This window comes from Acutalibacter sp. JLR.KK004, assembly GCF_036941085.1.
Classification (GTDB): Bacteria; Bacillota; Clostridia; order Oscillospirales; family Acutalibacteraceae; genus Acutalibacter.
In genome coordinates this window covers 2,466,933-2,492,627 of the sequence record NZ_JAYMNQ010000001.1, presented here as the reverse complement: position 1 = coordinate 2,492,627, position 25,695 = coordinate 2,466,933, and the positions used below count along the sequence as shown (strand labels likewise).

At 49.4% G+C, this 25,695-nt stretch carries 39 protein-coding genes, 1 tRNA gene and 3 pseudogenes; 21 read left to right on the top strand and 22 right to left on the bottom strand.

What is annotated here, in order from left to right:
• Positions 1-1,281, top strand: a complete 1,281-nt coding sequence (locus VSQ30_RS13550; RefSeq protein ID WP_334464616.1) for an L-cysteine desulfidase family protein — start codon at positions 1-3, stop codon at positions 1,279-1,281.
• A 475-nt stretch (positions 1,282-1,756) separates the two neighbouring features.
• Here the strand turns inward: VSQ30_RS13550 and VSQ30_RS13545 are convergent, their stop codons facing one another.
• Complete coding sequence (locus tag VSQ30_RS13545) at positions 1,757-2,035, bottom strand: hypothetical protein (RefSeq protein ID WP_334464615.1); 279 nt, start codon at positions 2,033-2,035, stop codon at positions 1,757-1,759.
• Between the two features lie 132 nt (positions 2,036-2,167).
• Between VSQ30_RS13545 and VSQ30_RS20665 the strand changes: the two genes are divergently transcribed.
• On the top strand, positions 2,168-2,386 hold the full coding sequence (locus tag VSQ30_RS20665) for a hypothetical protein (protein WP_350339957.1): 219 nt from the start codon (positions 2,168-2,170) through the stop codon (positions 2,384-2,386).
• Positions 2,387-2,488: 102 nt separating this feature from the next.
• On the opposite strand, the gene VSQ30_RS13540 is transcribed toward VSQ30_RS20665, so the two are convergent.
• The 6 genes from VSQ30_RS13540 to VSQ30_RS13520 form a co-directional block, all read right to left on the bottom strand.
• Positions 2,489-2,686: a hypothetical protein gene (locus VSQ30_RS13540; RefSeq protein ID WP_334464613.1), complete on the bottom strand. Its 198-nt coding sequence runs from the start codon at positions 2,684-2,686 to the stop codon at positions 2,489-2,491.
• A 29-nt stretch (positions 2,687-2,715) separates the two neighbouring features.
• On the bottom strand, positions 2,716-2,868 hold the full coding sequence (locus VSQ30_RS20660; protein ID WP_350339949.1) for a HepT-like ribonuclease domain-containing protein: 153 nt from the start codon (positions 2,866-2,868) through the stop codon (positions 2,716-2,718).
• Between the two features lie 173 nt (positions 2,869-3,041).
• Entirely contained in the window at positions 3,042-3,350 is a 309-nt protein-coding gene (locus VSQ30_RS13535) for a nucleotidyltransferase family protein (protein ID WP_334464612.1), read from the bottom strand.
• Positions 3,351-3,423: 73 nt separating this feature from the next.
• Positions 3,424-3,969, bottom strand: coding sequence for a DUF4276 family protein (locus VSQ30_RS13530; protein ID WP_334464611.1), 546 nt, complete (start codon positions 3,967-3,969; stop codon positions 3,424-3,426).
• Positions 3,966-5,150, bottom strand: a complete 1,185-nt coding sequence (locus tag VSQ30_RS13525; RefSeq protein ID WP_334464609.1) for an AAA family ATPase — start codon at positions 5,148-5,150, stop codon at positions 3,966-3,968. The genes VSQ30_RS13530 and VSQ30_RS13525 overlap by 4 nt, the downstream gene beginning before the upstream one ends.
• A 533-nt stretch (positions 5,151-5,683) precedes the next feature.
• Positions 5,684-5,962 carry a hypothetical protein gene (locus tag VSQ30_RS13520; protein WP_334464607.1) on the bottom strand — a complete coding sequence of 93 codons (279 nt, stop codon included), beginning with the start codon at positions 5,960-5,962 and terminating at the stop codon, positions 5,684-5,686.
• A 43-nt stretch (positions 5,963-6,005) separates the two neighbouring features.
• Between VSQ30_RS13520 and VSQ30_RS13515 the strand changes: the two genes are divergently transcribed.
• From VSQ30_RS13515 to VSQ30_RS13500, 4 genes are all read left to right on the top strand, one after another.
• Positions 6,006-6,491 carry a hypothetical protein gene (locus tag VSQ30_RS13515; protein ID WP_334464605.1) on the top strand — a complete coding sequence of 162 codons (486 nt, stop codon included), beginning with the start codon at positions 6,006-6,008 and terminating at the stop codon, positions 6,489-6,491.
• 274 nt (positions 6,492-6,765) lie between these two features.
• A complete protein-coding gene (locus tag VSQ30_RS13510) occupies positions 6,766-6,981 on the top strand; it encodes a hypothetical protein (RefSeq protein WP_334464603.1) in 216 nt (71 codons plus the stop codon).
• 107 nt (positions 6,982-7,088) lie between these two features.
• Positions 7,089-7,301 (top strand): helix-turn-helix domain-containing protein, encoded by a 213-nt coding sequence (locus VSQ30_RS13505; RefSeq protein WP_334464601.1) that lies wholly within the window; start codon positions 7,089-7,091, stop codon positions 7,299-7,301.
• A gap of 59 nt (positions 7,302-7,360) precedes the next feature.
• Entirely contained in the window at positions 7,361-7,714 is a 354-nt protein-coding gene (locus VSQ30_RS13500; RefSeq protein ID WP_334464599.1) for a hypothetical protein, read from the top strand.
• Positions 7,715-8,336: 622 nt separating this feature from the next.
• Here VSQ30_RS13500 and VSQ30_RS13495 read toward each other — a convergent pair.
• Positions 8,337-8,468: a hypothetical protein gene (locus VSQ30_RS13495; protein WP_256376717.1), complete on the bottom strand. Its 132-nt coding sequence runs from the start codon at positions 8,466-8,468 to the stop codon at positions 8,337-8,339.
• Positions 8,465-8,668: a hypothetical protein gene (locus VSQ30_RS13490; RefSeq protein WP_334464598.1), complete on the bottom strand. Its 204-nt coding sequence runs from the start codon at positions 8,666-8,668 to the stop codon at positions 8,465-8,467. Before VSQ30_RS13490 ends, VSQ30_RS13495 begins: the two co-directional genes overlap by 4 nt.
• Positions 8,669-8,957: 289 nt before the next feature.
• On the opposite strand from VSQ30_RS13490, the gene VSQ30_RS13485 reads away from it, so the two are divergent.
• From VSQ30_RS13485 to VSQ30_RS13465, 5 genes are all read left to right on the top strand, one after another.
• The gene (locus VSQ30_RS13485; protein ID WP_334464596.1) at positions 8,958-9,218 is read left to right on the top strand and encodes a hypothetical protein; all 261 of its coding nucleotides are present in this window, start codon (positions 8,958-8,960) and stop codon (positions 9,216-9,218) included.
• A gap of 124 nt (positions 9,219-9,342) precedes the next feature.
• Positions 9,343-9,537 (top strand): hypothetical protein, encoded by a 195-nt coding sequence (locus VSQ30_RS13480; protein ID WP_334464594.1) that lies wholly within the window; start codon positions 9,343-9,345, stop codon positions 9,535-9,537.
• The gene (locus tag VSQ30_RS13475; RefSeq protein WP_334464593.1) at positions 9,530-9,757 is read left to right on the top strand and encodes a hypothetical protein; all 228 of its coding nucleotides are present in this window, start codon (positions 9,530-9,532) and stop codon (positions 9,755-9,757) included. Before VSQ30_RS13480 ends, VSQ30_RS13475 begins: the two co-directional genes overlap by 8 nt.
• Positions 9,758-9,763: 6 nt before the next feature.
• Positions 9,764-10,108: a hypothetical protein gene (locus VSQ30_RS13470; RefSeq protein WP_334464591.1), complete on the top strand. Its 345-nt coding sequence runs from the start codon at positions 9,764-9,766 to the stop codon at positions 10,106-10,108.
• Positions 10,109-10,119: 11 nt separating this feature from the next.
• Positions 10,120-10,488, top strand: a complete 369-nt coding sequence (locus VSQ30_RS13465; protein WP_334463679.1) for an RNA polymerase sigma factor — start codon at positions 10,120-10,122, stop codon at positions 10,486-10,488.
• A gap of 499 nt (positions 10,489-10,987) precedes the next feature.
• Here VSQ30_RS13465 and VSQ30_RS13460 read toward each other — a convergent pair whose 3' ends face one another.
• The gene (locus VSQ30_RS13460; protein ID WP_334464590.1) at positions 10,988-11,440 is read right to left on the bottom strand and encodes a hypothetical protein; all 453 of its coding nucleotides are present in this window, start codon (positions 11,438-11,440) and stop codon (positions 10,988-10,990) included.
• 438 nt (positions 11,441-11,878) lie between these two features.
• On the opposite strand from VSQ30_RS13460, the gene VSQ30_RS13455 reads away from it, so the two are divergent.
• On the top strand, positions 11,879-12,997 hold the full coding sequence (locus VSQ30_RS13455) for an ABC-three component system protein (RefSeq protein ID WP_334464588.1): 1,119 nt from the start codon (positions 11,879-11,881) through the stop codon (positions 12,995-12,997).
• On the opposite strand, the gene VSQ30_RS13450 is transcribed toward VSQ30_RS13455, so the two are convergent.
• The 5 genes from VSQ30_RS13450 to VSQ30_RS13435 all read right to left on the bottom strand — a co-directional run bounded on the left by VSQ30_RS13450 (position 12,955) and on the right by VSQ30_RS13435 (position 15,635).
• Positions 12,955-13,533: a hypothetical protein gene (locus tag VSQ30_RS13450; RefSeq protein ID WP_334464587.1), complete on the bottom strand. Its 579-nt coding sequence runs from the start codon at positions 13,531-13,533 to the stop codon at positions 12,955-12,957. The genes VSQ30_RS13455 and VSQ30_RS13450 overlap by 43 nt on opposite strands.
• Entirely contained in the window at positions 13,520-13,975 is a 456-nt protein-coding gene (locus VSQ30_RS13445; protein ID WP_002583793.1) for a hypothetical protein, read from the bottom strand. The genes VSQ30_RS13450 and VSQ30_RS13445 overlap by 14 nt, the downstream gene beginning before the upstream one ends.
• A 179-nt stretch (positions 13,976-14,154) precedes the next feature.
• Positions 14,155-14,241, bottom strand: a tRNA-Leu gene (locus tag VSQ30_RS13440).
• 348 nt (positions 14,242-14,589) lie between these two features.
• Positions 14,590-14,832, bottom strand: a complete 243-nt coding sequence (locus tag VSQ30_RS20655) for a DegV family protein (RefSeq protein WP_350339948.1) — start codon at positions 14,830-14,832, stop codon at positions 14,590-14,592.
• Positions 14,833-14,894: 62 nt separating this feature from the next.
• The gene (locus VSQ30_RS13435) at positions 14,895-15,635 is read right to left on the bottom strand and encodes a hypothetical protein (protein ID WP_334464585.1); all 741 of its coding nucleotides are present in this window, start codon (positions 15,633-15,635) and stop codon (positions 14,895-14,897) included.
• A gap of 161 nt (positions 15,636-15,796) precedes the next feature.
• Here VSQ30_RS13435 and VSQ30_RS13430 point away from each other — a divergent pair.
• Both VSQ30_RS13430 and VSQ30_RS13425 read left to right on the top strand, forming a co-directional pair.
• Positions 15,797-15,988: pseudogene (locus tag VSQ30_RS13430) on the top strand (sigma factor-like helix-turn-helix DNA-binding protein); the annotation flags it as partial.
• Entirely contained in the window at positions 15,981-16,895 is a 915-nt protein-coding gene (locus VSQ30_RS13425) for an anti-sigma factor family protein (protein WP_334464584.1), read from the top strand. The pseudogene VSQ30_RS13430 and the gene VSQ30_RS13425, both read left to right, overlap by 8 nt.
• A gap of 42 nt (positions 16,896-16,937) precedes the next feature.
• On the opposite strand, the gene VSQ30_RS13420 is transcribed toward VSQ30_RS13425, so the two are convergent.
• From VSQ30_RS13420 to VSQ30_RS13410, 3 genes are read right to left on the bottom strand one after another with little or no spacing between them, the layout of a single operon-like run.
• Positions 16,938-17,969: an IS6 family transposase gene (locus tag VSQ30_RS13420; protein WP_334464885.1), complete on the bottom strand. Its 1,032-nt coding sequence runs from the start codon at positions 17,967-17,969 to the stop codon at positions 16,938-16,940.
• An 8-nt stretch (positions 17,970-17,977) separates the two neighbouring features.
• Positions 17,978-18,337, bottom strand: coding sequence for a hypothetical protein (locus VSQ30_RS13415; protein ID WP_334464582.1), 360 nt, complete (start codon positions 18,335-18,337; stop codon positions 17,978-17,980).
• On the bottom strand, positions 18,300-18,944 hold the full coding sequence (locus VSQ30_RS13410) for a transposase (RefSeq protein ID WP_334464580.1): 645 nt from the start codon (positions 18,942-18,944) through the stop codon (positions 18,300-18,302). Before VSQ30_RS13410 ends, VSQ30_RS13415 begins: the two co-directional genes overlap by 38 nt.
• 43 nt (positions 18,945-18,987) lie before the next feature.
• Here VSQ30_RS13410 and VSQ30_RS13405 point away from each other — a divergent pair.
• Positions 18,988-19,814, top strand: a protein-coding gene (locus VSQ30_RS13405) for an IS5 family transposase (RefSeq protein ID WP_334464578.1) whose coding sequence is annotated in 2 segments (ribosomal slippage) — positions 18,988-19,375 and positions 19,375-19,814 — 828 coding nt in all. Because the reading frame shifts where the segments join, the coding sequence is not laid out codon by codon here.
• Positions 19,815-19,900: 86 nt separating this feature from the next.
• Here VSQ30_RS13405 and VSQ30_RS13400 read toward each other — a convergent pair.
• On the bottom strand, positions 19,901-20,206 hold the full coding sequence (locus tag VSQ30_RS13400) for a type II toxin-antitoxin system RelE/ParE family toxin (protein ID WP_334464576.1): 306 nt from the start codon (positions 20,204-20,206) through the stop codon (positions 19,901-19,903).
• Entirely contained in the window at positions 20,199-20,345 is a 147-nt protein-coding gene (locus tag VSQ30_RS20650) for a hypothetical protein (RefSeq protein WP_350339947.1), read from the bottom strand. Before VSQ30_RS20650 ends, VSQ30_RS13400 begins: the two co-directional genes overlap by 8 nt.
• A gap of 99 nt (positions 20,346-20,444) precedes the next feature.
• Between VSQ30_RS20650 and VSQ30_RS20645 the strand changes: the two are divergent.
• Positions 20,445-20,651 (top strand): annotated as a pseudogene (locus tag VSQ30_RS20645) (ABC transporter transmembrane domain-containing protein); the annotation flags it as partial.
• Positions 20,652-20,739: 88 nt separating this feature from the next.
• The gene (locus VSQ30_RS13390) at positions 20,740-20,985 is read left to right on the top strand and encodes a hypothetical protein (RefSeq protein WP_334464573.1); all 246 of its coding nucleotides are present in this window, start codon (positions 20,740-20,742) and stop codon (positions 20,983-20,985) included.
• A gap of 64 nt (positions 20,986-21,049) precedes the next feature.
• Here the strand turns inward: VSQ30_RS13390 and VSQ30_RS13385 are convergent.
• Positions 21,050-21,313: pseudogene (locus VSQ30_RS13385) on the bottom strand (ParB/RepB/Spo0J family partition protein); the annotation flags it as partial.
• Positions 21,314-21,386: 73 nt separating this feature from the next.
• Here VSQ30_RS13385 and VSQ30_RS13380 point away from each other — a divergent pair.
• The 3 genes from VSQ30_RS13380 to VSQ30_RS13370 all read left to right on the top strand — a co-directional run bounded on the left by VSQ30_RS13380 (position 21,387) and on the right by VSQ30_RS13370 (position 22,722).
• Positions 21,387-21,758 carry a hypothetical protein gene (locus VSQ30_RS13380; RefSeq protein WP_334464571.1) on the top strand — a complete coding sequence of 124 codons (372 nt, stop codon included), beginning with the start codon at positions 21,387-21,389 and terminating at the stop codon, positions 21,756-21,758.
• A 608-nt stretch (positions 21,759-22,366) separates the two neighbouring features.
• Positions 22,367-22,489, top strand: a complete 123-nt coding sequence (locus tag VSQ30_RS13375; RefSeq protein WP_334464569.1) for a hypothetical protein — start codon at positions 22,367-22,369, stop codon at positions 22,487-22,489.
• Positions 22,486-22,722, top strand: coding sequence for a hypothetical protein (locus VSQ30_RS13370; RefSeq protein ID WP_160641869.1), 237 nt, complete (start codon positions 22,486-22,488; stop codon positions 22,720-22,722). Before VSQ30_RS13375 ends, VSQ30_RS13370 begins: the two co-directional genes overlap by 4 nt.
• Before the next feature lie 27 nt (positions 22,723-22,749).
• On the opposite strand, the gene VSQ30_RS13365 is transcribed toward VSQ30_RS13370, so the two are convergent.
• Positions 22,750-22,899: a hypothetical protein gene (locus VSQ30_RS13365; RefSeq protein WP_160641870.1), complete on the bottom strand. Its 150-nt coding sequence runs from the start codon at positions 22,897-22,899 to the stop codon at positions 22,750-22,752.
• Between the two features lie 93 nt (positions 22,900-22,992).
• Here VSQ30_RS13365 and alaS point away from each other — a divergent pair, with 93 nt between their 5' ends.
• Positions 22,993-25,623 (top strand): alanine--tRNA ligase, encoded by a 2,631-nt coding sequence (gene alaS / locus VSQ30_RS13360; RefSeq protein WP_334464567.1) that lies wholly within the window; start codon positions 22,993-22,995, stop codon positions 25,621-25,623.
• Positions 25,624-25,695: the final 72 nt, after the last annotated feature.

The following is a 25,695-nucleotide window of genomic DNA, read 5'->3' as shown; positions in this document are numbered from 1 at the left end:
ATGTTGACTGCTGAAATCAAAAAAGCGTATCTGTCCATTTTAAGGGAAGAACTGGTTCCCGCCACGGGCTGTACAGAGCCCATAGCCCTGGCCTATGCCGCCGCCCGGCTCCGGGATATCCTGGGAGCCTGGCCGGAAAGGATACGGGCGGAGGTTTCCGGCAATATCATCAAGAATGTGAAAAGCGTAGTCGTCCCCAACACCGGAGGGCTAAAGGGCATCTCCGCGGCCATTGCGGCGGGGGTAGCGGCGGGGGACTCAGAGAAGATTCTACAGGTCATCTCCTCTGTTCCGGCACAGCAGCATGGGGCAATCGCGGCCTATTGTCAGGATACCCCCATTGAGATCGTCTGCGCCGACACGCCTCGGATGCTGGACATCCGCCTGACCGGCTGGGCGGGAGAGCATTCCGCCCAGGTACATATTGCCAACAGCCATGGCAATATTGTCAGAGAAGAAAGGGATGGCGAAGTCCTGTTGGAAAAGCCGGTGACAGATTCCGCCGAGGACAGTCTGACGGACAAGAGTGTGCTGAATGTAGCGGATATTCTGGAGTTTGCGAACACGGCGGAGCTTGGGAATATCGCACCGTTATTGCAGCGGCAGATAGACTGCAACACGGCAATCGCGGAGGAGGGCCTGCAAAATGACTGGGGCGCCAATATTGGTTCCGTCCTGTTGAAAGAGTATCCCGGGGACATCAAAACCGAGGCAAAGGCCTGGGCCGCCGCCGGAAGCGACGCCCGAATGAGCGGGTGTGAGCTGCCAGTGGTGATCCTCTCCGGCTCCGGCAACCAGGGGATCACCGCCTCTGTGCCGGTGGTCCGGTACGCGAAGTTCCTGGGGGCAAGCCAGGAAAAGCTGTATCGGGCGCTGCTGGTCAGCGACCTGGTGACAATCCATCAGAAAAGCGGCATAGGCCGTCTCTCGGCCTATTGCGGCGCGGTCAGCGCCGGGGTCGGGGCAGGGGCCGGAATCGCCTATCTGCTGGACGGCGGCTACGAGGCCATTGCGCACACCATCGTCAACGCGGTGGCTATCATCAGCGGAACCATCTGCGACGGGGCAAAGCCGTCCTGCGCCGCCAAGATTGCCGCCAGTGTAGATGCGGGGATATTGGGCTACTCTATGTATAAAAACCACCAGGAATTCAAGAGCGGCGATGGTATCGTGACCAAAGGCGTAGATGATACAATCGCGAATGTGGGCCTTTTAGCTCAGCAGGGAATGCGGCAGACGGATCAGACGATATTATCCATTATGACTGAGCGGTGCAAATGACAGGAGGCATATTTTGGAAAAATGGAGCAGGACGAGGTCTGCCTGGAAGTGATCTGAAAACTCAATGAGCGGGATACCGTAATCGAATCTCAGGACCGGATGGAGCTTTTCTTTGTTTAGCGGCGCAAATTTTGATGTAGTCTCCCCCACTCCTACCTTCTCCACATGCTGTGTTTGACCCATTTTCTGACCCAGAACCAAAAAAACTCAGTGGACTGTTCAGGGCTAAACCTTCGGGTTTTGGCTGGAAAACCGAGCGGAAAGGGTCAGAAATGCCTGTAAACTGCTGGAAAAACCGGCTCACCACAGCTCATAACCCGAAGGTCGTAGGTTCAAATCCTGCCCCCGCAACCACATATATAGCCCAGAACCAAGCGTTCTGGGCTATATTTTGTGTTTCTAGCGGCTCTGCATATGAGATTTGACCCCAATTTGACCCCAACGTTGTCAACTCATTTCCAACAGGGGATATACTTTAGACAGGAATTTGCAGCAAAAGCTGGCCTGCATCCAGCATGATTTGATTGGCTGGCGTAGGTTCAGGAGGACAAATGCTGACTAAAAGCTCTTTTTGCAAATGCTCCTTCATATACTGCAAGCCTTGGTAGAGGTCTGGACCAGAAAAGCTGATTTCTGGAAAAATGGGGGCAGAAAAGCTATATTCGCCATTTACCAATGGGGTAGCAATGACAGGATAAGAAATTTCCTGCTGGGGTACTTGTCCCATGTCGAACAGTTCACCCATCAGAGCCATGCTCTCTACCTTGTGGTTGTTAAGCACATGGGTGTAGGTATCCATGGTGAAAGACACAGAAGCGTGGCCTAGGATACTCTTACCCCTCCTGTACAAACCGCCAGTCCAACAAGTAAAAAACCTAAAAGTAAGATAGTTGCGGGAATCCTTGGAATTATCATGGGGTGTTTAGGAGCACAATGGTTTTATCTTGGTCGTGCAGGTATAGGCGTCGCACACCTTGTCATTTTCTTTGCCTTAAATCATTTCCTTCCTGGACTAGTTGATCCATATATATACATAGGAGCAATTGAGGGGGTATTCTTTTTGTTTGCAAAGAAAGAGTGGTTTGACAAATTTTGCCAAAAATAAAAAGATTTTTACCTATTTCATATTGAAGAAAGAGAAAGTGGCTTTAATGCAAGCCTACTTTCTCTTTCTTATAGTCTTGGAGTCCAAAAACTAATTGGACATTTACAAAAGGAATTTCTTCATATCAGCCTTAACATTTTCCACAAACCACGGGGTTCTCTCCAAAGAGCTTTTCAGCTCCAAGGTCTGCATAGTAACAAGGTCAACTTCTTTAGCAATATCAGCTAGGTTATACTTTTTTCGATTGGCTTTATGTATCTCTTTAATTCGTTGAAAGAAAAACCATTTTGATATTTCCATTTGGAATCCGTCTGGAAAAACGCAAATCATCACTCCCTTAATAACTCTTTACACGTCAAAGACAGAAGGGGAATATCATTCACTAAAGTATCCCAGACAGAGGGGATATCAATAGAGCCGTATGCGTGGACGTAGAAGTTGCGAGTGTCTTTGATAGCTCGCCAGGGGGATAGAGGGAGCATAACCTTTCGCTTCTTCAGAGAGTTGGCCTACTAGCTCCCCGATTTGTACTACGCACATGCAGCAAGCATCTTGAAACATGGTATCATTTTCAAAAGAAGTAAAATCATTATCATAGCGTTCTAAATTTTCGGAAATGCGCTGACAATAGCTAATAATCTTTTTAAGAATCAAATTATCTCGCGGTTCGATAAAGCAGCACCTCACTTTCACGTATCGCTTTCAAAAATTCCTTATCAGAAGATTCACTGGTAAGCAAATCAACAGGAAGGGATAGAGCATCTTCCAAGGCCAAGCGAAAGCTTGCGATTTGAAACAGAGACCGGAGCTTGCCTTTCTCAATTTTCAAGTCAATATCACTGCCTACTTTCGCAGTACCAGTAGAATAGGAGCCGAAAAGCGAAACACTTTCTACACCATACTGTCCCGCAATGGGGGTAATGATGCGCTTTATTTCTTCAATAGAATAAATTTTGCCAATCATGCAAAAGCATCCCCTCTTGATGAGATGTCAATAAAAAAAGGCAGTCAACGCTAATTGTAAGAAATATGTAGCATTAACTGGCAGCAAGCTTTCTTACCCCCGATACAAAACACTGAAAGCTTTTTGAAGTATTCGCATCTATTGACATATATGGGCTGATTTTTCTTGCACCGGAAATTTGCTGATGCTGTGGGAATAGCTTCCGCAATTCTTCCTTGGGATTTCCTATTTGATCAGGGATACGGTATTTTTTCTTTTCCGAAAGCCCGCGCACGTCTTTGCCATAAGCTTGAGATACAGCATGCAAGTCACCGAAATACCACGATTCTAATTCCCTGCAAGCAATCCGAACCAGCACATCCCGTCCTGCTGGCCTTGCAAGATCTAACAGTTGGTTTTTAAGATCAACGCAGTCTGCGCTATCTTGATCTTGCACGATCACAAATTTTGTTTCAGGAACATTCCAGGCTTTTAGTTTTCTGGGAATTGACTGCTGTAGGTCGCTTTTTCCGCTATGTGGGATGGTCTTAAAAGATACGTTTTCAGGAAGGATTTTTGGTAAAAGACAATCAAGGACTTCTTTCATCGACCGCTCTTCCAATAAAAATATGATTGTCATTGTGACACCTCTTCGATCAACAAATCCTGGCGCCAGAGCTGTCCCAACAAATCCCCTGCCTCATACAAATTCTGTATCAGTTCACTATCGGATACCTTATATATTTTTGTAAACCCATCATGGCCTTTTACCAGGCAGTACAACTCATCAATCTCAATCGCATTCAAAAAATCCGGTGAATGCGTAGAAATGAATACCTGCCCTCCTTCGCAGGCATAAAGCCTGAACTCTTCCGCCAATTCGGAAAGCAGGTGGGGATACAACTGGTTTTCGGGTTCCTCCACACACAACAGGGCGTGCTTTTTAGGGTCTTTCAAAAGCACCAGATATGTGAACATTTTGATGGTTCCATCTGAGACATAACGCGAAACAAACGGGTCTTTGAAATTCCCATCTGCAAATTTCAGGATAATTCTTCCGTCTACGGTTTCCTGTGCTTCCACGGTTGAAATACCGGGGACTCTGTTCTGCATGGATTCGATGATTTCTTGAAATACATCTTTATGGTTTTCATATAAGTATTTTGCAACAAGGGCTAGATTGTCACCCGTCTTTGAAAGGCGCTCGCTATAGCCTGCGTCTTCCACCCCTCGCGCGTCTTCTATATGGAAATCAGAAACGTACCAATCCTCTATCAGCCTTCTAAGCTGGGAAACCGCGATAAATTGTTGAAACTGGCCTAATCCCTTGATCGCAAGGATGTCAGGGGAGTCCAGCTTCTGCGTACTCCGTTCCGCTAACTTAACATCGTCATACTTTATAAGTTCTCCTTCGGCGGCAACGCCTGTTCCGAAAGAAAACTCCAGCACTTTCCAAGGGGCCCCGGTCTGGCCTCTGCGGAACCGCATGATTTCCTTTTTGATAGCCGGGTTGCCATCGTCATTCAGGCAAATGGAAAGCTCATATGTGATCATAGGCTCGTTTTCAGAGGGGCGAAACTTTATTTCAAATTCAATATCCCCGTCCTGTCCTCTGGAGAGGACTTCCCGGAATCCTCCTCTCCTGGATAAGGCTACTTTGACATTCCACTGAAGCGCATCATGTAAAAAACCAAAAACATCAAAAAACGTTGTCTTTCCTACGCCGTTCATCCCGAGAAAGACGGCCATATTCGGAATATTTTCAAGACTGACATCCTGGAGCACTCTATAATTACGGATTTTCAACGATTCGATCTTCATCGGATAACCTCTTTTCTATTATGTAAATCATAACGAATTATGTACATAGGCCTTTAAAAATATTCGCAATAGGATGAATAACAATATATCGGCTCCGATTTGTTCGTTGCGGGAGGCGCTTCTTTATTTGATTTTAGTATACCATAGACGGCTGTTTCCTTCAAGGTTTTCACGGGAAAAAGCGGTTTATGCATACGTATTCGTTTCTAACACTTTTCTAACACAATCCCCCGGAAACCCAATGCCTATGCCTATTGAAAGCTGTGCAAATAGGAAAATCCTTTGCTTTTCGGCAAAGAATTGTGAATAAGTATCCAGAATCAGCCTGTTCGTGGGCAATTATATGCATAAAAATACCTTTATCGCCCTCATAACCCGAAGGTCGTAGGTTCAAATCCTGCCCCCGCAACCACATATATAGCCCAGAACCAAGCGTTCTGGGCTATATTTTGTGTTTTTAACGGCTTTGCATATGAGATTTGACCCCAATTTGACCCCAACGTTGTCAACTCATTTCCAACAGGGGATATACTTTAGACAGGAATTTGCAGCAAAAGCTGGCCTGCATCCAGCATGATTTGATTGGCTGGCGTAGGTTCAGGAGGACAAATGCTGACTAAAAGCTCTTCTTGCAAATGCTCCTTCATATACTGCAAGCCTTGGTAGAGGTCTGGACCAGAAAAGCTGATTTCTGGAAAAATGGGGGCAGAAAAGCTATATTCGCCATTTACCAATGGGGTAGCAATGACAGGATAAGAAATTTCCTGCTGGGGTACTTGTCCCATGTCGAACAGTTCACCCATCAGAGCCATGCTCTCTACCTTGTGGTTGTTAAGCACATGGGTGTAGGTATCCATGGTGAAAGACACAGAAGCGTGGCCTAGGATAGCCGACAGCGCCGATTTGTGGGATATCGCCCGTTCGGTGCTCATGCTGGGGTATACGGAAGAACAAGGCGTGCGCTACCTTTCCAACGAGAAGAACAATTATTCGGAGCTTCAGGAATCTATCTTGTTTTCCTTTGGCGAATCCGGGGAGATAAGGCCAGAGGGAACCACATGGAAGCGCGACCGGGAATTTACCCAAGAAGCAGCTTTAAGCGTTTCAGCCCCAAAGCGGAATGATTGTAAGGAATGGATTATACGGGAAGTGGAAAACGCCGGAGGCGATGTCCCTTCAAAGATATTGGAGGAAAGCGCCAAGCAGGCAGGATATAGCTTCCATACGCTGCGCAGGGCAAAAGAGGAATTAAAAGCGGCGGGGGATATCCAATATTATACAGTGGGCAGCCCTAAAGAGGGCACCCGCGAATGGCGGTTAAAAATCCCTTCCCTCGTGTGACCTGTACAGGTGGGCAAATTAACCCGGAAACCGTTGGTATACCTAGCTATTTTTAATTTGTCCAGGTGGGCAAGTTAAAAAGTTAAAGCAGGTTTAATTTGTCCAGGTGGGCAAATTAAAAAACCGTTGGCATCACTGGGTTTGCGGTTAACTTGTCCATCTGCGTGTTCCTGACGGAAGGGGAGCCGGTTAAAACAGCATGGGCAAGTTAAGGCAGCACGCTAAAGCGGCAGGAAATGCACAAAAATGCCGCCATAAAAAAGGAGGGTGCAACGTGGGGAAAGCATCTCAACGAAAAGGCCGTGCCGGGGAGCTGGAGCTTTGTCGCATTTTGCAGGGGTATGGCTTGCAGGCACAGCCCGGGCAGGCGGTAAGCTTTGGCAACACCCCCGACATTACAGGGCTTCCCGGCATACATATCGAGTGCAAACGGGTGGAAAAGCTGAATATCCCCGCCGCTTTTGCCCAGGCTGCGCGGGACAGTGAGTGATTCCACGATGGGAAGCCCGCCCTGTTTCACAGGCGCAACCGCCAAGAATGGCTGGTGACTATGCGCTTGGGAGACTGGATAGAACTTTATAAACGAGGGTGGTAAAAATGCCAGAGGATTTTCCTACAAGGCTGTGCGGGCTGCGGGAAAAACAGGGGAAAAGCCGCCGGGTGGTGTCAGAGCTGTGCGGGCTGCATCCGGAGGCTGTGCGCCGCTATGAGCGGGGAGAAAGCCAGCCGACTTTGGAATCCCTGGCAGCGCTTGCGGATTATTTCCATGTTTCTGTTGATTACCTGATAGGCAGAGCAGCAGGGGGCTGAATTCCGGGAAAATCCGGGCGCAAAAAAGCAGAAACCGCCAACAAAAAAGGAGAATAAAAATGCCGCATCTCACAAAGTACGAACAGGAAACCATTATCAATTTCAATGAGGCCGAAGCTACTGCAAGCGTTTATACATACAACCAAGCCTTGCAGCGGAAGTTTAAGCGGCTGGCCCAGGAACGGCCCCAAGAGTGCGTCTTGGATGAACCCCGCGACTATAGCGGGGCGCTTGTCTGCACCATCCCCAAGCGCTGGATTAAAATCACTCCAACCCGCATACTTAGCGAAAAACAGAAAGCACAGTTAAGAGAAGCGGGGGAAAGTACGTTTTTTACTAAAAATAACGGCAATGACCGCCAGGGAAAGACTACTAACTCGAATTCGGAGGGAAGTTATACCCCCAGCACGTGAGAAAGGGCAGATAGGCTGCGGGTGCCGAGGTAATTCTAACTATTCGAATCCGATAAAAACAAAAGGGCTTCCCTAGCGTGGGGAGGCCCTTCCTGCTGTTTCTGCGGCAATTCGCCGCAATTCGCCGCCGGATGCAGCTTGCAATCAAATGATAGCACATGTTTGCGGCTTGCTGTCACATGATGGCGGAAACACTAGCGGATTCACTAGCGTAAATACTAGCATTATGCAAGGGTAACTGTAGAAAACCGTTATCCACGGTGGGCTACGGTGAATCACGGTGGGCCACCGTGGAAAAGGCTAAGTTTAACTTAGGGCCATCTGGAAGGGGTTACCAACTGCACCAACGATGAGAACAAGGGTGTGTAACTCCTGGAGAAACCGAACGGTTTTTCTGAAAAGCAAATGGTTTTTTCAGAAAGCAAGGCTAAGCAAAACCAGGCAAAGCTAAGCAAAAGAAGCAAATGCTTGATTTGCTTACGCCGGGAAGCGGCGGAAAACGGCTCTGCAAGGTGATGTTGCGGTTCTTCCTTTGCTTGCCGCGTTAAACGGCCTTGCTGGGCCTTGTAGATAGATTTATGACGATGTAGGAGGGCCGGGGATTGCTCCCTGGCCCTTTTGCTTATTCTTCTGGCTTCGGCTTATATTGCTCATCGCCGCTTTCAATCCAAAGAAGGAAGTCCGCGATTTCCGTATCCGTCCATCCTTTAGCGCGCAGCCCTAGAATCAACCTTGCATTTTCCTGCATGTTCACTCCTGTTCACCTCCTTCCTTGTCCCGCTCCATTGTTTCATCAATAGCCCGGCCTATAAAACTGTTCATGCTTTCGCCCCTGTTGTCTGCGTGGGCCTTGATTTCAGCTTTGCGGCCTTTAGGGGCTTTAAATTCAATCCGGTCATAGTTTGCCTTTACGTATTTATCTACTGCCCTTTGTTGTGCTTTTGTAGTAGCCATCCTCCACCTCCCGATATCACATTACCTTAACCATTTTAAGTATATCACTTTTGCATATTGTCGTCAATATACACTATGCACAATATATTGTCGTCAATATTGGTATCTTTACCACTTGATATATTGCTGTCCATATAGTATACTATAGACACAGCAAGAGGGAAAGCCAAAGTCGAAAGCAAACGCGGCAAGGTGAGAACGGGACAGGAGATGCTAACAAAGCAAAAGCGAGAGTTGCACAGCGCCCCCCGCCGCTTCTCCAAAAGCTGAAATCAAAGGAGGCTATACCATGAACGAGAAAGTAAAAGAACTGCGGGAATTAAAGCGGCTGGCAGAGGAATTGCAGGCAGAGATTGAGGGCTTGCAGGATGCCATAAAGGCCGAAATGGCAGCCCAGGATGTGGACACGCTTACCGGGGTCGATTGGAAGGTGACGTGGAAGCCAGTCACCAGCACACGCCTGGACACAGCGGCCCTTAAGAAAGCCCTGCCCGATGTGGCCCAGCGGTTCGCAAAGACCACCACAGCCCGCCGCTTCTGCGTGGCGTAAAGGAAAAGCCCTTATATAGCCGCCCGACCAAGAACGCTATATAAGAGCCGCACACAACCCCTAAAGGGCTGGTACAGTTATTATACCAGCCCTGGGGGAAATTATCAAGGAGGAATCGGAAAAAATGATAGAGCTTGCTAAAGTTAGAGGTTCGGTTTGGGTTGGGATGCCTGCCGATGATGGCGAACAGGATACAATAGAGATTTCTTGGGATAGGAAATATGATGCGGTAACAATTTGCTTTACTTCTCCTTATAAGCTGCCTGGGTTGGTGGTGCAGGCGCTGGCAAGGCTGGAAAGGGGACAGCGGCATGAATGACAAGATTATGCCCGGGGATAACCTGGACAACATTGCAGGCCGCTTAACCGCCTGTGGCGCTATACTTCACGTTATTCATGCCGGGATGGGCAGCAGCGGGGACTTAAGCGAGGCCCTTTATGGCGCTTGTGACTTGCTGGAGAGTATCTGTAGGGATTTCCAGGCAGACATTGATGCTGCCGGGGATTACCAGAGGGCAGAGCTGAAAAGGGAGGTATAAGATACTGTGAAGCTGTTTCAAATATTCTCCCAATTCAAGCGCAGGTACAAAGAAGCGGCGGGTACTGTAACGCTTCCAGTCTGGGAAATCTGTAATGGGTTTATAGATACCCTGGAGGGGTGCGCGCTGCAAGGCGAGGCTTTCTGGGCTGTAAAGAAAGTATTCAAGGCGCTGCCCCCGGAAGTCAGGCAAGCCTTGCTTTCTACTCCGAAAGTGGCAGGGGGCTGGGTGAGCCGGGCGCAATTCTGGCAGAAAGCCCTGCGGCCTGTACTTCCCAAGAAGCTGTATCATGCAGCCATACAGGACATTTATGGTGCGTACAAGCATGCTATACATATTATCCCCACCTGACCGAGCGTGTCATGCTGGAGGTGTCTGACGAGATCGCCGTGACCCTCTCCATTGGTGGCCGCCTGTGTGACAGCTACAAGCGCCGCAAGCGGGAACATGACGAGTGTTCCTTGGACAGCACCCCCGGCTTTGAGGCAGACGTGACCTTTCCCCCGCTGACCCCGGAGCAGGTAATGGAGGACAGGGAAAACCGGGCCGCCCTCTATGCGGCCATCGACCAGCTCCCACCTGTCCAGGCCCGGCGCGTCTACGCCCATTACATACTCGGTATCAGCAGGGCCGACCTTGCGCGGGCCGAGGGCGTGGGGATCAGCCGGATCAGCGGCTCCATTGACCGAGGCTTGCTGAACCTGAAAAATATTTTGGAAAATTCCATTTAGGAGAGAGGACTTTCCCCCTCTTTTCCGCCTGATGTTGGATAGTGCGGAGGGGCGACAAACAAATACAAATAAAAAAGGGACTTCCTCAATCCTTAAAAGGCTATGACAGTATCGGTTATAGTCTTTTTTCATGCGGTAATTACCGTATGAAATGAACTCCTATTCCCCAAGCGGAGAAATACCCAACAACAGTATTCCGCAATCAAATCTCCCAACAAGTAACGAGAAAAAATCATATATCAACACCGAAACCAATCAATCATATCAATCCATATCACAGGAGGGCAAAGACCATGAATAAAAAGCAGGAACAACAGATTTTGGACTATTACAGTACCGCCGACAAATATATCCGTAGCAAGACACACTCCAATGCGCATCAGACTGTATTTACGAAAGAAAACGATAAATACCAGTGGCTTGTGTTGGAACAGAAAAGCCAGTGTGAAGTCGAGGTAAGGCAGACCGACAGGCATGGAACAATCACAGCGAGGGATAATTACGAACTGACAAAAAATCTCCCTAAGTGCGTGGGCGTGGAGCGTTTATGTGAGGGCGCAAATATACAGATACCTTTCAAAAACTTTTTCTTGGCGGCTTCAATGGACTCGGCCACCGACTGGAATCTGGTGTTTTCCAGCGCGGCGATCTCCCGCAGAGTCTTGCCGTCCGCATACATACCAAGGCGGCGTTGCTGGGTCTCAGTGAGCTTGCCGAAAGCGGCTTTGATGCGTTCTGTCCGTTCTGTGGAATCGTCCTCAACGGGATATTCATCGCACTTGCCGTACTCAAGGCCCTCATAGTCGATGGCATCGAGAGAATAGCAGTGGTAACGGTTGCGCTCCTCCAGAGCGTGTTCAGCCTTGCGGCTGGCGGTGATCACAGCACCAATCTCATCGGAGACCTCGACTTCCGTGGTTTCACCAGTGATAAACGTATACTTGATTTTCACGGCTTGTCCTTTCCGCCTGACCAGCGGAGGGCGAAAAGACACAAAAAAGGGTCTATGCATATCGATACACAGACCCTTGAAGCCTAATATGGGCGCAACAGGAATAGGGTACCGATATTGCGTCCCACCAGCGATGCAGTAGGAAGACAATATTTGTATCCTCGGCCCTTATTGCAAATCAGGCTTTGAATTATTTTTCACAAAAATCAGATGCGACTGAGAAATTGAAATCTTATATCGCAAAATGAATTTCGCGTTCTCAAATGGCACATTGACTCTTGCGAAAATACATGATATAATGTATAAGTCATGTCAGCAATACTGCTGGCATTGCCTCGTACAATCAAATTTTACTGGATAGCTGGGTAAAAGTAATTGCCGCCACTTTGCCATAAAATTGCAACCGTTTTCCCCCAAATGCGAGAGGAGGTTTGCTAAGTGAATGAATATAACGTCTCTGCGCTGATTAAGACCATGCAGGCTGGGCTGGCAGAAGATAATAAGCAGGAAGCGGCTGGTCGCTTACTGTTGAATTCCGTTGCACAGCATAATCTCGCACTTGTTGATGTAGATGGGAAAATGGTCACAAACCTGGTTAAACGAAAGGCAGAGGTACACGAAGCAATAAAAAATGCCGCAGCTAACCCGACTGTGATAGCTACGGCAATTCATTATTTCAATAATGTAGTTGTACCCAAACTCAATCCGCACACTATTGATGATGCTTGTTTGCAAATCCTTAATCTTTTACAACGGGACAAGACTGTGCCGGACAGTAAGTACCAATCCCTTCTGAATTTGTATAACTGTGGGAATATGGGTGAGTTTCTGGCCATGTGTCTTCTATATGCAGTGAGCAGGCCAAACAAAAAACTCGAAGCGCCAGTTGACTACTCTGATTTACCTCTCCTATCAGAAGTTGATAACGAGTGTCCGCTGTGCCATTCTCCCTTAGTTAAGACAATCAAGGGCGTGTCTGTAAAGAAATATAGTATTGTTCGAATTTTCCCTGAAGGCTTGGATGATGATACTGACGACGAGTTCTGTGCTGCTCGGACTCCCGCTAAGCGACTTGATTCCAACGACAATAAGATAGCTTTGTGCAACGATTGTGCTGAAGCGTACGAAGCCGATCAGGAACTCGATGAATATGTCCGGTTATTTGATTTGAAGGAAGATGTCTCCCATAGCTATTCCTTTCGGCAGGAAATAGCCGGAATGGATTTGGAAGATGAAATCAACGAAATTGTTGCAATGTTAGCTGGTCTCAAAAGTACAACCAGTCTCCAAAAGCTGGAGATGGGGGCGTTGCGTATTGACCAAAAAGTACTCCCCGAAAATGCCATCCTCAAGCATTCTCTTCAGGAAAAGGTGCTTACATATTATCGGTTTATCGAAGACGCGTTTTCCAGAGTCGGAAATTTCGATCTGGTCGCATCTGAAATAAAGTTAATGTATGAGAAATTGGAAGCACGCAATATTTCTCAAGATGAAATCTATATTCAAGTAGCCACTCAGATGTGTTTCATAATATCAGAGATAATGTTTTCTAATTGAGAAACATCAATGCCATTGCTTTGAGTTGCATGAACTGTTGCGTTATCATTTGCTACATTTGCTTGTGCCACGCCACCATTTACATTAATCATAAATTTTTTATCCTCATCATATCCCATCTGAATGCCTATTTCCGTAAGATACCCTTCAATATAGTTGACAAAAGGAAGTACTATTCGATTACAAAATTCTTTTACAGCATCATTCGCTTCCCTTGCATAACGAAAAGCCATATCATGATAAAAGTTGTGATAATTCTCTACAGCATATTTCAAATACTGATATGTATAAGAGATTTCCTCTTGTTTTGTATCGCCCATTGAGGAGAAGCAAGTCCCTCTTTCAACCGGTTCAAAATCGTCTGGATTAACATATTGCTTTATGTACTCTGATATAATTTCGTTTTCGTCAATATAAGCCATAAATTTCTTCAATAAAGCCATTCCAGTCTGATGATTGCATGTAATCAAACGGTTAGCAATTGTTCTAAATTCCATGGAAATTATTTTCAACTGTTTTTTATCAATGTTCTTCATACCTTACCCCACAAAACGGGCAATAACTCCCGCACATTTTATAAATTGGTTTGATTTTTGCTTCCCGCTTGCAGCAAGGATATTCCTCAACTTCTAAAGCTTCTATTCCATACTTAATAGGATATTCTTCTTCATGCTGCGGCTTTTTACCTGCCTTGAACGAGATAAATGAACCTTTGAATTTCTTCTCCCACTTTTTCATCTCGTTATATATTAGATCATTTGCGTAATTCTTTGTCTTTTTTAACGCAAGCTCTATCACGTCATCAGTAAAATAATTTTCCGCTTTTAAACCACAACTTGGACACCATATTTCAATAACATCTTCTGCATGATAATCCTCTGGTTTTATTTTAAAAAATTCCCCGCATAGGGGACATTGCATTAAAACAAATCCCTGATCGTCAGCAGGTATTGATACTTCACCAATTATAGTACTCATACATTACCTCCTGCCTATATCTTGTATTATAGCGGAACTTCTCATAAAAATCCACTCTTTTTTTGAGTAACAAAAGCGGCGGTATCGCACACGATACCGCCGCTTTTGTTTTAACACTTAAGATATACTAAAAATCCAAAACCGTCCCCGATTGGAACTGGGTTCGGATTATCATTATCTGGTGCCGGCGGCGGGACTTGAACCCGCACGCCATCGCTGGCAATGGATTTTGAGTCCACCTCGTCTGCCAATTCCAACACGCCGGCATTTAATATTTTAAGTCGTCTCCCGATGTCCTGTCCGAGAAATCGGAGGGACATCGTGGAGGGACATTAAAAGCAAGTTACATATTCAGTTTTCAAAAACCCCCGTAAAATCAAGGGTTTACGCCAAAGTGGTATGAAACGGCGTTGTAGATTTTGAGTCCGTCACGTCTGCCAATTCCATCACACCGGCATCTATTTAAGTCCAAATCCCTGATGTTCTACCTGAGAAACCAGAAGACATCCTGAAAAGACATTAAAAACCGTATACATATTAAGCTGCCAAAAGTCTCATAAAACCAAAGGCCTACGCTAAAGTAATAGCGAAACAGAAACACTATATTACTGTCATCAAACAACTCTTATTATACCTGACACATGAAAAAAAATCAAGGCCTTTTTACAAAAACAGTCACTCTGCACTACAAAAAGACCGCTTAGACGGTGGTTACAGGTTGTGGATACAGGTTCTAAATCTATCCCGTCCTGATACTGCCTGCCCTCAAAGCTGATAGTCATAGGCAATACCCTGACTTCCTGCCGCTGAGGGGAAACCATGTCGGAGGCGGAATCGGTAATAATACGGATAGGCATAGGAAAACTCCTTTCGTCATAAGGGCCGCATACTACAGCCCGTCTCCCTCTTGTGCTTTTTATCAGTTCTGCTGTGCGGCACTCCACTGGTATGGCTGATCCAAAGGCCAGGAGAAGCCGATATTCGGCAGGGACAGGGGCTGTTCCCCCTCCATATAGAAATAAATATCTATATTATCCGGGTTGCCCCCTGCACCGGTAAAGTTTTCCTGCAGGGTCTTTTGGATGCTGTCCAGCACCGTTTCTGCCATCTGGTCAGTGCCATACATGTGGAATTCGTCCTTCTGGTTTTCAGGAGGACCTTGGAACAGGGCCGAGCTTTCCGCCAGGCACACGCTCATGCCGCCCTTACCAGTCGCCACAGGCTCTGCCAGGGTCAGGTCCCAGCCTGTGAGATCGGCAATCCCCTGTATCAGCCCTTCCGGGGTTACCTCTCCCTCCAGCGTACAAGGATATTCCTGGAAACCTCCAGCCTTTGTACCAATATACAAGGTTACGCCGAAATTAACAGCCTCCGCCGCGCTGGGAGCAGGCTGGGCATCCTCCGGCTGGCTGGCAGGGGTGCTGGGGCCGTCTGCGGCAGAGGGAGTCTCCTCTCCCTTTGCAGAGGGCGTTGGGGTGGGCTGTACCGCCGGCTCCGGTGTAGAGGAGGCACAGGAAGCCGGCTCTGCGGAGGAGGAGACTAAAGGCTCCCATCCTCCAGCGGCAGGCTGGGCGCTGCTCTGTTCCGGCTCAGCCGAACAGCCCGCCAAGATTGTGCAAAACATAGCCAGCAAAAGTACAGCAGCTATTCTTTTTTTCATGAGTATCAAGTCCTTCCCCCCCAAAAAAATTCTGTAAACCAATTATATCACAGCCCCTAAGCTTTTGCAATGCTTTCTCTAAGGAATCACTGATTTAATTGCCGGACAAAGAGAGATATAAAGCTTTTTTCATTGAGGAACAGATAATAAACCGAAGTGACGCTATGCGAATACATCTGCTGCTGCACAATTTAGCCGAACCATATAAGGAAGTTTTTATGCTTCGGGTTTTTGGAGAATTGAGTTTCAAACAAATCGCAAAAATTTTTAAAAAATCAGATAACTGGGCCTGTGTCACTTATCACCGGGCAAGAAACAAAATATTGGAACAAATGGAGGCCAATAATGAGTGATAAATGCAATTTGATTAAAGACATACTTCCACTTTATGTAGAAGATATGGTAAGTGCGGATACACGCGAATTTGTAAGCGAACATCTTGAGCATTGTGCGGAATGCCATGCGGAGTTTGAGCGTATGCAGAAAGCTACGAATTTCATCCCTGATGCTGCCCCTGATACTGATATTGTACCGCTGAAAAGAGTAAAGCGGGACTTATTTATCAAACGCTTGCAGACTATTTGTTTCACGGCGATCTTGGCCTGTGCCATCGTGACGATTGTTTTCGGGATTTTGACATCACCTAAATTTTTTCCCTATTCCGATAACCTGCTCAATGTGATTGATGTCCCTGATGGGAGCGTTATCATCACCTTTGATAGCAAGGTAGCAGGGTATAGCTGCAATGAAGTGTTTGACAATGAAACAGAAACGGCAATTTATCGCATAAATGCTTGGACTACCACTTGGGACTTACATTTGTCTAATCGTGGAAAACAAAACATGGTGATACCCTTTGACCGTGAAACTGAAATTCAGATTTTCTATGCTCAAAACGATGGCTCCGAGGACGTACTGATCTATGGGTCAAATCAAAACACCGAAGAAAACGGCGTAACTCTGCCAAGACTGATCCTGATGCCGTATTTCCTATTAGCTTTTCTCGCCCTTGTTGTCCTTGCAATTCTACGAGTGCTATTAAGAAATAAGCAAGCAATCGTTGTTTGGGTTGATAGGGCTATACCGTTCCCAATTTCCTATATGGCAGCGCAGCTTTGCACAAAAGGATTTAACTTCACCACATATTCATCGCAACGAGATTTTTGTATCATCATCCTGGTTGCTATGCTGCTTTATTTCACAATGCTGACGGGAAAATCTCTTTATAAAGCAAAGCTCAACACTTCGAGGGCACTGTAAAGCAAAAATGAAAAGAAAAGACCCGAAAATCAGCGAAAAACTCTACGCAACGAGGAAAAGCTCACGTTTACGCGATTTTGAAAGCACAAGGCCGGCGCACTGAGCCGGTGTAAGGTTGTTCAATGCGGAATGAGGACGGACAAAGTTGTAGAAAAAGATGAACATGGAAATGAGGTTGTTGGCGCAAGCAAAAGAAGAAAAACCCTGCTTGGTCTTGTACCAAGCCTTGAACTGCTTGTTAAAGCACTCGATGAGGTTGTTGGTGACATCATCGCGGAAGCTTTCCACGCGGATGTGCCGCACCCCATACAGGGTCTTGACGGGCATCCTGTAGGCCGGGTAGCGGTCGCTGACAATGGCCTGTGGCGTTCCTAAAGGCTTGGCAGCGTTCAGCACAGTAAAAGCCTGAGGGCTGTCCCGATGGCGGTCCAGGTGGAAGCCCAGGACAAAGCGTGTCTCGCTGTCCAGGATGAGCCAGAGGTAATATTTCTCGCCACGAATTTTGATGACAGTTTCATCGGCGTGCCACTCATCCGAGTTGAAATTCAGGGCTGGAATGAGCTGCAAGGCGATATTCTGGAACATGGGCGCGAACTTGGTGCACCAATTGCTGATGGTGGTGTGGGAGACCTGGACATTCATCACAGTACGCAGGATAAGGGCAATATTGCGGAATGAATTCTTGCCCAAGTAGAACATGCTCAGAGCCGTGAGGATTACATGGACAGGATAGCGCATCCGCTTGAAGTCTGTTTTTCCAAACAGCTTGGACATGGATGGGGCCGAGATGGCCGTAGGCTTTGGCACGAAGAAAGAGTGGCTGCACTTTTTGTCACAGCAGCGGTAGTTGCTGTAATACTCCTTATCGTGGTGCAGGAAAGCAGCTTTGCCGCAGACCGGACATGAGGGGTAATTTTTCGTTCTGGGCCGCCCGATCTCCCGCCTCGCTTCCGGCGCCCACTGATGCCGGCATTTCTTGCACTGGTACTTTTGATGTCCGTGGGCGTCTTTTCCGTAGCGATAAATGTCTGTTTTGTTGTTGCATTTCGGGCACCTTATTTGGTATCTATAAATGAGCAAATTCAAAAAGCACCGAGAGAGGACCTACAAAGACGAAGGCCACAGCAAAAGGGCAAAATACGACCAAGGCCAGAGGAAAATAAGAAATGAGCCAGAGCGAGGACGAGCAACAGCCGATCAATCGCTTTGGCAGCCCTGACCATGAAAGCGTTCAACCCCATATAGCGTTTGTGAGAGCGGAAGAATACCGCAATAGACCAACGGTGAGCATAATAATCCAGAATTGTTTCATCGGAGAGGGAGGTATCGGAGCACAGGAATACCCGGAGGGCCTTTTTCTTGCCAAAAGCCCCCGCCGGATAGGAAAACAGCACCACAGCATGATCAATTTTGTTCAGGGTCCCCTCGTAGTGATACACCATATAGGTACGGCCTTTCACCGTTACAGGGTGAAAACAGCCGATGTCGAGAGAGGAAGCCAGGTCGGAGGCGGAGATACGCTTTCCCTCCGGGTACAGGATACGGTTGGTTTTCATTGCGCCGATTCAGATGGCAGCCCTTCTCCCGGCAGGCATCAAGAACGGCGTGGCTGGTATACCAGCTGTCCACGAGGACGTAGGCATCCGGCTCCTCCGGAAGGGAGCGGATGACTTCCAGGGTCATGTCGATTTTTGTACCGCGCTCCGGGCAGCACCGCCTCAGGGAGTAGCACAGGGAGGTCTCCCCCGTCCCCGCCATTGCCGCGTGGATCTGGTGGCCGTAGATCACTTTCCCCTCCAGATGGGAATAGTGCCATCCGGCACCCTGCGTTGGCCGTTTCGCCTTGGAGGACGGCTTCGTTTTGGGCAGGACAGTGTCGTCAATGCAGACAAACACCGGCGTCCTGTTTGTCTGCGCAAGCTCTGTGACCGTCTGGAAGCTCTCGCGTTTTTGCGTTTCTTCCAGCCGGGCATCATCCCACTTCCCCTTTGACAGAAAATGGCTGTAGGTCGTCCGGTGGACCGGGCCGGTCTCTGCGTAGTCCGTCATTACACCTCTTGCGAAAATAAAAATGGTGCGATAAAATAGAAGCATGAAATACGAAAAGCTAGCGGAATATTCAAACACAAAATTTTGGAGAATTACCGGGGTAAAGCGAGTAACATTTGACAAGATGGTAGAAATTCTGCAAAAAGGATATGCGGAAAAGCATCGGCGCCGTGGGAGGACGCCAAAGCTGAGCATAGAGGATCTGCTGCTGGCCACCCTGGAATATCTGCGGGAATACCGTACCTATGCTCATATAGCAGCCAGTTATGGGATAGCGGAAAGTAATATCTACCGAGGGATCAAGTGGGTGGAAGACACGCTGATCCGGGACGGTACATTTTCGCTGCCAGGACGGAAAGCGCCGCTGAAAAGTGATGCCGAGTATGAGGTGATTCTAGTTGACGCAACGGAATCGCCCATTGAACGACCAAAAAAAAGCAAAAGCGATACTATTCCGGAAAGAAAAAGCGGCACACACTGAAAACACAGCTGCTTGTCAGCCTTCAAACCGGAGAAATCCTTGCACTGGCATTTTCTAACGGAAAGAAGCATGATTTTCAACTATTCAAGGATTCTCATGTCCATGTCAAGGCAGAAACTGTGTTGGAGGCAGATACCGGATACCAGGGGATTGCTCAGATACATGCCAATTCTCTTCTGCCGAAAAAGCGTTCCAAGAATCATCCGTTGTCTAAACAAGAACGCAAAGATAACCGCAAGATTTCAAGGGAACGTATCTTGGTTGAACACGCTATCCGCTTTGTCAAAAGGTTTCGTATTCTCTCTGAACGCTATCGCAACCACAGGCATCGTTTCACGCTTCGCTTTTCTTTGATTGCTGGTATCGGCAATTTTGACCGCTTTGCCTAATTTCGCAAGAGGTCTAATATCATTCCTCCTGTCTTTTAGGCAGAGAAAAGCAGCCCCGAAGGACTGCTTTTCTCTGTGAAATGGGTTTAGAATTGGCTTGGGGAATAGCGCACCGTCACAACGATAACGGTCTTTTCCGCCTCGTCCACACGAAAGACAGCGGTGTAATTTTTGACAAATAGATGACGGTAGCCTTTGTTGGCATACACGCCGGTCCTGCGGATGGGACAGCGGTTCGGGAAGTGTTCCAGAGACAGGATTTCCCGCTCAATTTCCTCCACCAGCTTTAAGGCCGTACCTGGCTGCAACAGAGTTTCTGCAATATACTTGTAGATACCATCAAGATCGCGCAGAGCGCGGCTCATCAGCTTTACCGTATAAGAATCAGCCAAAATGCTTCCTTCTCAGAGAAGAAAGGGCTTCTCTGGCGTCATGGAGCTTGCCGTCATGGGCAAACTCGGCCTCCGCCTCTGAGATGGCTGCGTCAACAGCAGCGGTTTCCAGCATTTCCTCATAGGTTTCAATGCTCATAACCACCAAATCGCCGTAGGGGTTTTGGCGTTCTGCCTTTGGAAAGCCAACCCTCTTTTCCCAAGGCTCCAGGCCCAGCTGGACTGGATCAACGCTATCATGCAGGAGGACGTCTCCGGCATACGGATTATCAAAGCCTGTGTCCGGGAGGTTTATGAGAAGGCTCGGTTCGGCAGGGCAAATGATGAACTCATCAAGACACAGCTGAAGGTACTGGTAATTTTTGCCTTTATGAATCCGGCCATAAACGCCCTGATGTACCTGACGACAGCCGTCATCTGCCTTTCCAGTTCCCGGCAGGTAACCAGCGGCGGCGCGACCCCTGGGGTCATTATGGCGGCCATCACTTATACCACACAGCTGCTTCACGGCATCCTTATGCTGGTCAGAGCGTTTGTTTACCGTCCTGGACGAACAAGAGGAGGATATGTCCGGGGAGCCTCTGGAACCCCACCGTGCGGCGGTGGAGTTTTCCCATGTGGACTTTGCCTACGCTCCAGGGCACCCGGTGCTTCGCGACTTTACCTTGCAGGTGCCTCCCGGGAAAAAGGTTGCTCTTGTGGGGGCAACCGACAGTGGAAAGACTACAGTGGTCAACCTGCTCCGGCGTATATTTGAAAGTGCAGATATACATGAATGACCTCCTGTTAGGTATAAAAAATACCGGCAAGGCAGACCTTGACCGGCTGAATAGGGGTATGCGGTTATCTTGACTGATCCCGCTGGCGGCGTTTCGCCCAGCCCTCCAGCAGCTTGATGATGGTTTCCTGCATCCGCAGGGGTGAGTAGGAACACGGAAAGTATTTACGCAGTACCTAGCCGGAAATGCTGATGCCGTCGTTTTCCGGCTTTTTCTGCTCCATCATAATCTCCAGCATGGTATCGTCGTTTAGCTCGCCGGATTGAGAGAGCTTTTTCATTCGCTGCGCCTGTGACAGCGAGGGCGTGGCCTGTTCGCTGTCAATGGCAAGGAAATAGGCGGTGCTGTTTTGGATATTCTCCGTATGCGGTTCGGCACTGCGGGGAAAGTGATCGCCGCGGATGGAAAGTCCATTCGCGGTACAGCAAAATCAGGGGAACCCCCACAGCCTGCTGCAGATTCTCAGCGCATATGTGACAGAAAACGGCGTGGTGCTGGCGCAAGAGGCCATTTATGAGAAAACCAGCGAGATCCCCGTTTTCCAAGAGATGCCCACCTATCTGGATGTCGAGAGGAAAACAGTCACCGCCGATGCCATGCACTGCCAGCGGGAAACCTGCCGCAAGGGGATTCAGCGCAAAGGAAACGGACAGATCCCAGACTGTAGAGAAGAACGCGGGATGTCTCCGCAAGGCAACGGATGGGCTTACCGGGGAGCATTGGAAAATGAAGTCCATGCACTGGCTTTTGGATGTGGCTTTTTCGGGAGATGATTGCCGCTTTCTGAGCGAAAACGCCAACCGCGCCATGAATGTTTTACACAAATTCGCACTGGCTGTCCATAAAAACTTCCTTGCCTGCCATCACAAGAAAGTTTCCATAAAGGCTCATATGTTTTCTGCTCTTTTGCACCTGCCTTCTTCCTCTCTATCCTTCGCTTTTTATGTGACGGGCGTGAAAATGAGTGCCAAACCATTGACACCGGGGCGGGATGCGGCTATAATAGGAAAGAAATACAGAAAAAGCGCAGGGAAGATGCCTTTTGCCCGATTGCAGAGAGGCGGCTGGTTGGTGAAAAGCCGCGGGAGGGAAAAGGCAGGCCGCCCTTTCTGTGCCAGCGGCACAGGCGCACCGGTGCGGGGAGCACCGGCGTTTCCCGGCGTTAACGGGGACAAAGAGGCAGAATGCACAGCTTTTAAGAGGGCGGTCAGGCTGCAATTTGGGTGGTACCGCGGGCTTGCCCGTCCCATGTGGACAGGCAGGCTTGTTTTATTTGTGCCTCCGCGCAAACAATGGGCAGGAAAGAATTCCCCCGCCGCGGGGCAGGGGAATGGGATACAGCTTTCCGGGTATTTCACATCAACATTTAGGAGGGAAGTATATGAAAAAATTTCTTTTAGGGCTGCTGGGCACAGCCTGGGCCTTGCTGCACATGGCTTTGTGCTTTACCCTTGCCTGGGGATTTATGGAGTACCTGCGGCACAGGGAGGGGGATTCGCAATGAAAAAGGTGCTTATCGGCGGCTTTTTATCCCTCATCGGCTCCCTCTGGTGCCTGGCGGGCTTCTTTGCCGCCGCGGCCAATGTGCAAAACGTCACCGAATGGTCAACCCCGCCGGGCCGCTTCGGCACTTCCATGCTGGAGTGCCATATGGTGTGGCCTGTGGTTCTGGGCGGTCTGCTGCTCCTGCTGGGGCTTGCCATCATGGGCATAGAGTATTTCCGGAAGGAAAAATAAAAAAGGCGGGTTGCCCCGCCCCTTTGCTCACTTCTGCTCCAGGCCCTTCAGATATGCAAACATCATTTTTTCCAGCTCATCGACAGTATATGTCTTTTCCGGATCCTGTTTGAGGATTTCCAGCAGGTCGAGTACAGTGGCCTTTTGGTACATAATGAGTTCTCTTTCTATAGGCATACAAGGGCCTCCTTTTCTCTTAGTTTATCTTTATTTTACTTTGTATTATGTTTTCTGTCAATCCAATAATCTTTATAGAAAGGCTGATTACACATGCAGTGGACAGGATTAAACGAATTGCGGGAAAAATATCTCGCCTTCTTCCAGTCAAAGGATCATTTGCGCCTTCCCAGCTTCTCGCTGATCCCCCAGGGGGACAACAGCCTCCTGCTCATCGGCGCGGGCATGGCGCCCATGAAGAAGTATTTCACCGGGGAGGCAGAGCCGCCCCGCCGCCGGGTCACCACCTGCCAGAAGTGCATCCGCACCCCGGACATCGACAGCGTGGGCATCACAGACCGCCATGGCACCTTCTTCGAGATGCTGGGCAACTTCTCCTTTGGCGACTATTTCAAGCGGGAAGCCATCTCCTGGGCCTGGGAGTTCTTCACCCGGGTGCTGGAGATGCCGGAGGAAAAGCTGTACGTCACCGTCTTTGAAACCGACAATGAGGCCTGGGACATCTGGACAAAGGAAATCGGCGTGCCGGAAAGCCACATGAAGCGCATGGGCAAAGAGGACAATTTCTGGGAGCATGGCTCCGGCCCCTGCGGCCCCTGCTCGGAAATTTATTTCGACCGTGGGGAAGAGCATGGCTGCGGCAAGCCTGACTGCGGCGTAGGCTGCGAATGCGACCGGTACGTGGAAATCTGGAACCTGGTGTTCTCCCAGTTTAACAGCGACGGCGAGGGCCACTATGAAGACCTTGCCCAGAAGAACATCGACACCGGCATGGGCCTGGAGCGCCTGGCCTGCGTCATGCAGGGGGTAGACAACCTCTTCCTGGTGGACACTGTGCAGAACATCATGAAGCGCATGAGCGAAATCTCCGGCGTGGCCTATGGCCAGGGCGCCAAGTCCGACATCTCCCTGCGGGTGATTACCGACCACATCCGATCCACTGTGTTTATGATAGGCGACGGCGTGCTGCCTTCCAACGAGGGCCGGGGCTATGTGCTGCGCCGCCTGCTCCGCCGGGCCGCCCGCCATGGGAAGCTTTTGGGGGTAAACGGCCTGTTTTTGGCAGAGCTGGCTGACACTGTTATACAGGAAAACGAAAAGGCCTATCCCGAGCTGCGGGAGAAGCGGGAAACCATCCGGAAAATCATCGGCTTTGAGGAGGAAAGCTTCCTGAAAACCATCGACCAGGGCCTTGCCCTGCTCAATTCCTTTATCGACAAGGCAGACTCCAAGGTGTTCTCCGGGGAGCACGCCTTCACCTTAAACGACACCTATGGCTTCCCCCTGGATCTGACCCGGGAAATTCTGGCAGAACGGGGCATGGACGTGGACGAGGATCGTTTCCGGGAGCTGATGAAGGAGCAGAAGGAGCGTGCCCGCAGCGCCCGGAAGGATGCCGGGGCCGACGCCTGGAAGGGCGAGGGCACTGCCGCCGCAGGCCTTGCCGCCACAGAGTTCACCGGGTATAGCGAACTGGAAACCCAGGCAGAGGTGATAGCCATCATCCAGGGCGGGCAGCGGGTAGAGTCCGCCGGGGAAGGGGCGGAAGTGTCCGTAGTGCTCTCCCAAACCCCCTTCTATGGGGAAAGCGGCGGCCAGGTGGGCGACAGCGGCGAAATCGTGGCCCAGGGCCTTTCCATGGACGTGGTGGACACCACCCGGCACCAGGGGGTGTTCCTGCACAGGGCTGTTGTAACCCAGGGCGCACTTGCGGCAGGGGATAAGGTCACAGCCCGTGTGGACGAAAAGCGCCGGGCCGCCATTATGCGCAACCACACCGCGGCCCATCTTTTGCAGGCCGCATTGCGCAAGGTGCTGGGCGGCCATGTAGAGCAGGCGGGGCAGCTTGTCAACGAAAAAGAGGTTCGCTTCGACTTCACCCATTTCTCCGCCATGACCCCCGAGGAGCTGGCGGCAGTGGAAATCCTGGTCAACGAGGAGATTTTAAAGGCTGTTCCTGTGGAAGTGAAAGAAATGCCTATTGAGGAAGCCAGGAAGAGCGGGGCTATGGCCCTGTTCGGGGAGAAATACGGGGACGTGGTGCGGGTGGCCTCTGTCACCGACGGCTTCTCCCGGGAGTTCTGCGGCGGCACCCACATGGACAACACCGCCAAGCTGGGGCTTTTTAAAATTGTCTCCGAGTCCTCCGTGGCGTCCGGCGTGCGGCGCATTGAGGCCGTTACCGGCAGCGGCGTGCTGGGGATGCTCACCGCCCAGAGCGTCACCCTGCTGGAAACCGCCCGCGCCCTGAAAACCCCCAACCCGGCGGAGCTGCCCATCCGGGCCAAGCAGCTTATGGGGGAAATGAAGGAAAAGGATAAGCAGATTGAAGCATTGAACCAGCAGGTTGCCAAAGCAAACCTCCAGGGCGTGTTCCAGAATGCCCAGGAGGTGGCGGGTATAAAGGTAGTGTTCGCCCTGCTTTCCGGCACAGCCCCAGACGCCCTGCGGGCCTTGTGCGACAAGGCCAAGGAATACGAAGAGCCTTTGGCAGCCGTGTTCGCGGGGATTGCCGGAGGCAAGGCCTCCCTGGCGGCGGCCTGCAACAAGGCGGCCCAGGAAAAGGGCCTGAAGGCCGGGCAGCTTGTGAAGGAGGTTGCCATGCTCACCGGCGGCAACGGCGGCGGCAGGCCCGATTTCGCCATGGCAGGCGCCAAGGATCAGACCAAGCTGGACGAAGCCCTGGCGGCTGTGCCGGAACTTGTAAAGAAGCAGCTTGGATAAACTGCAACTATATGCCTTCTGTGCAGGAAAAGTTTTTGAAAGGTTCTTAGGGAAAATTTTTGCAAAATTTTC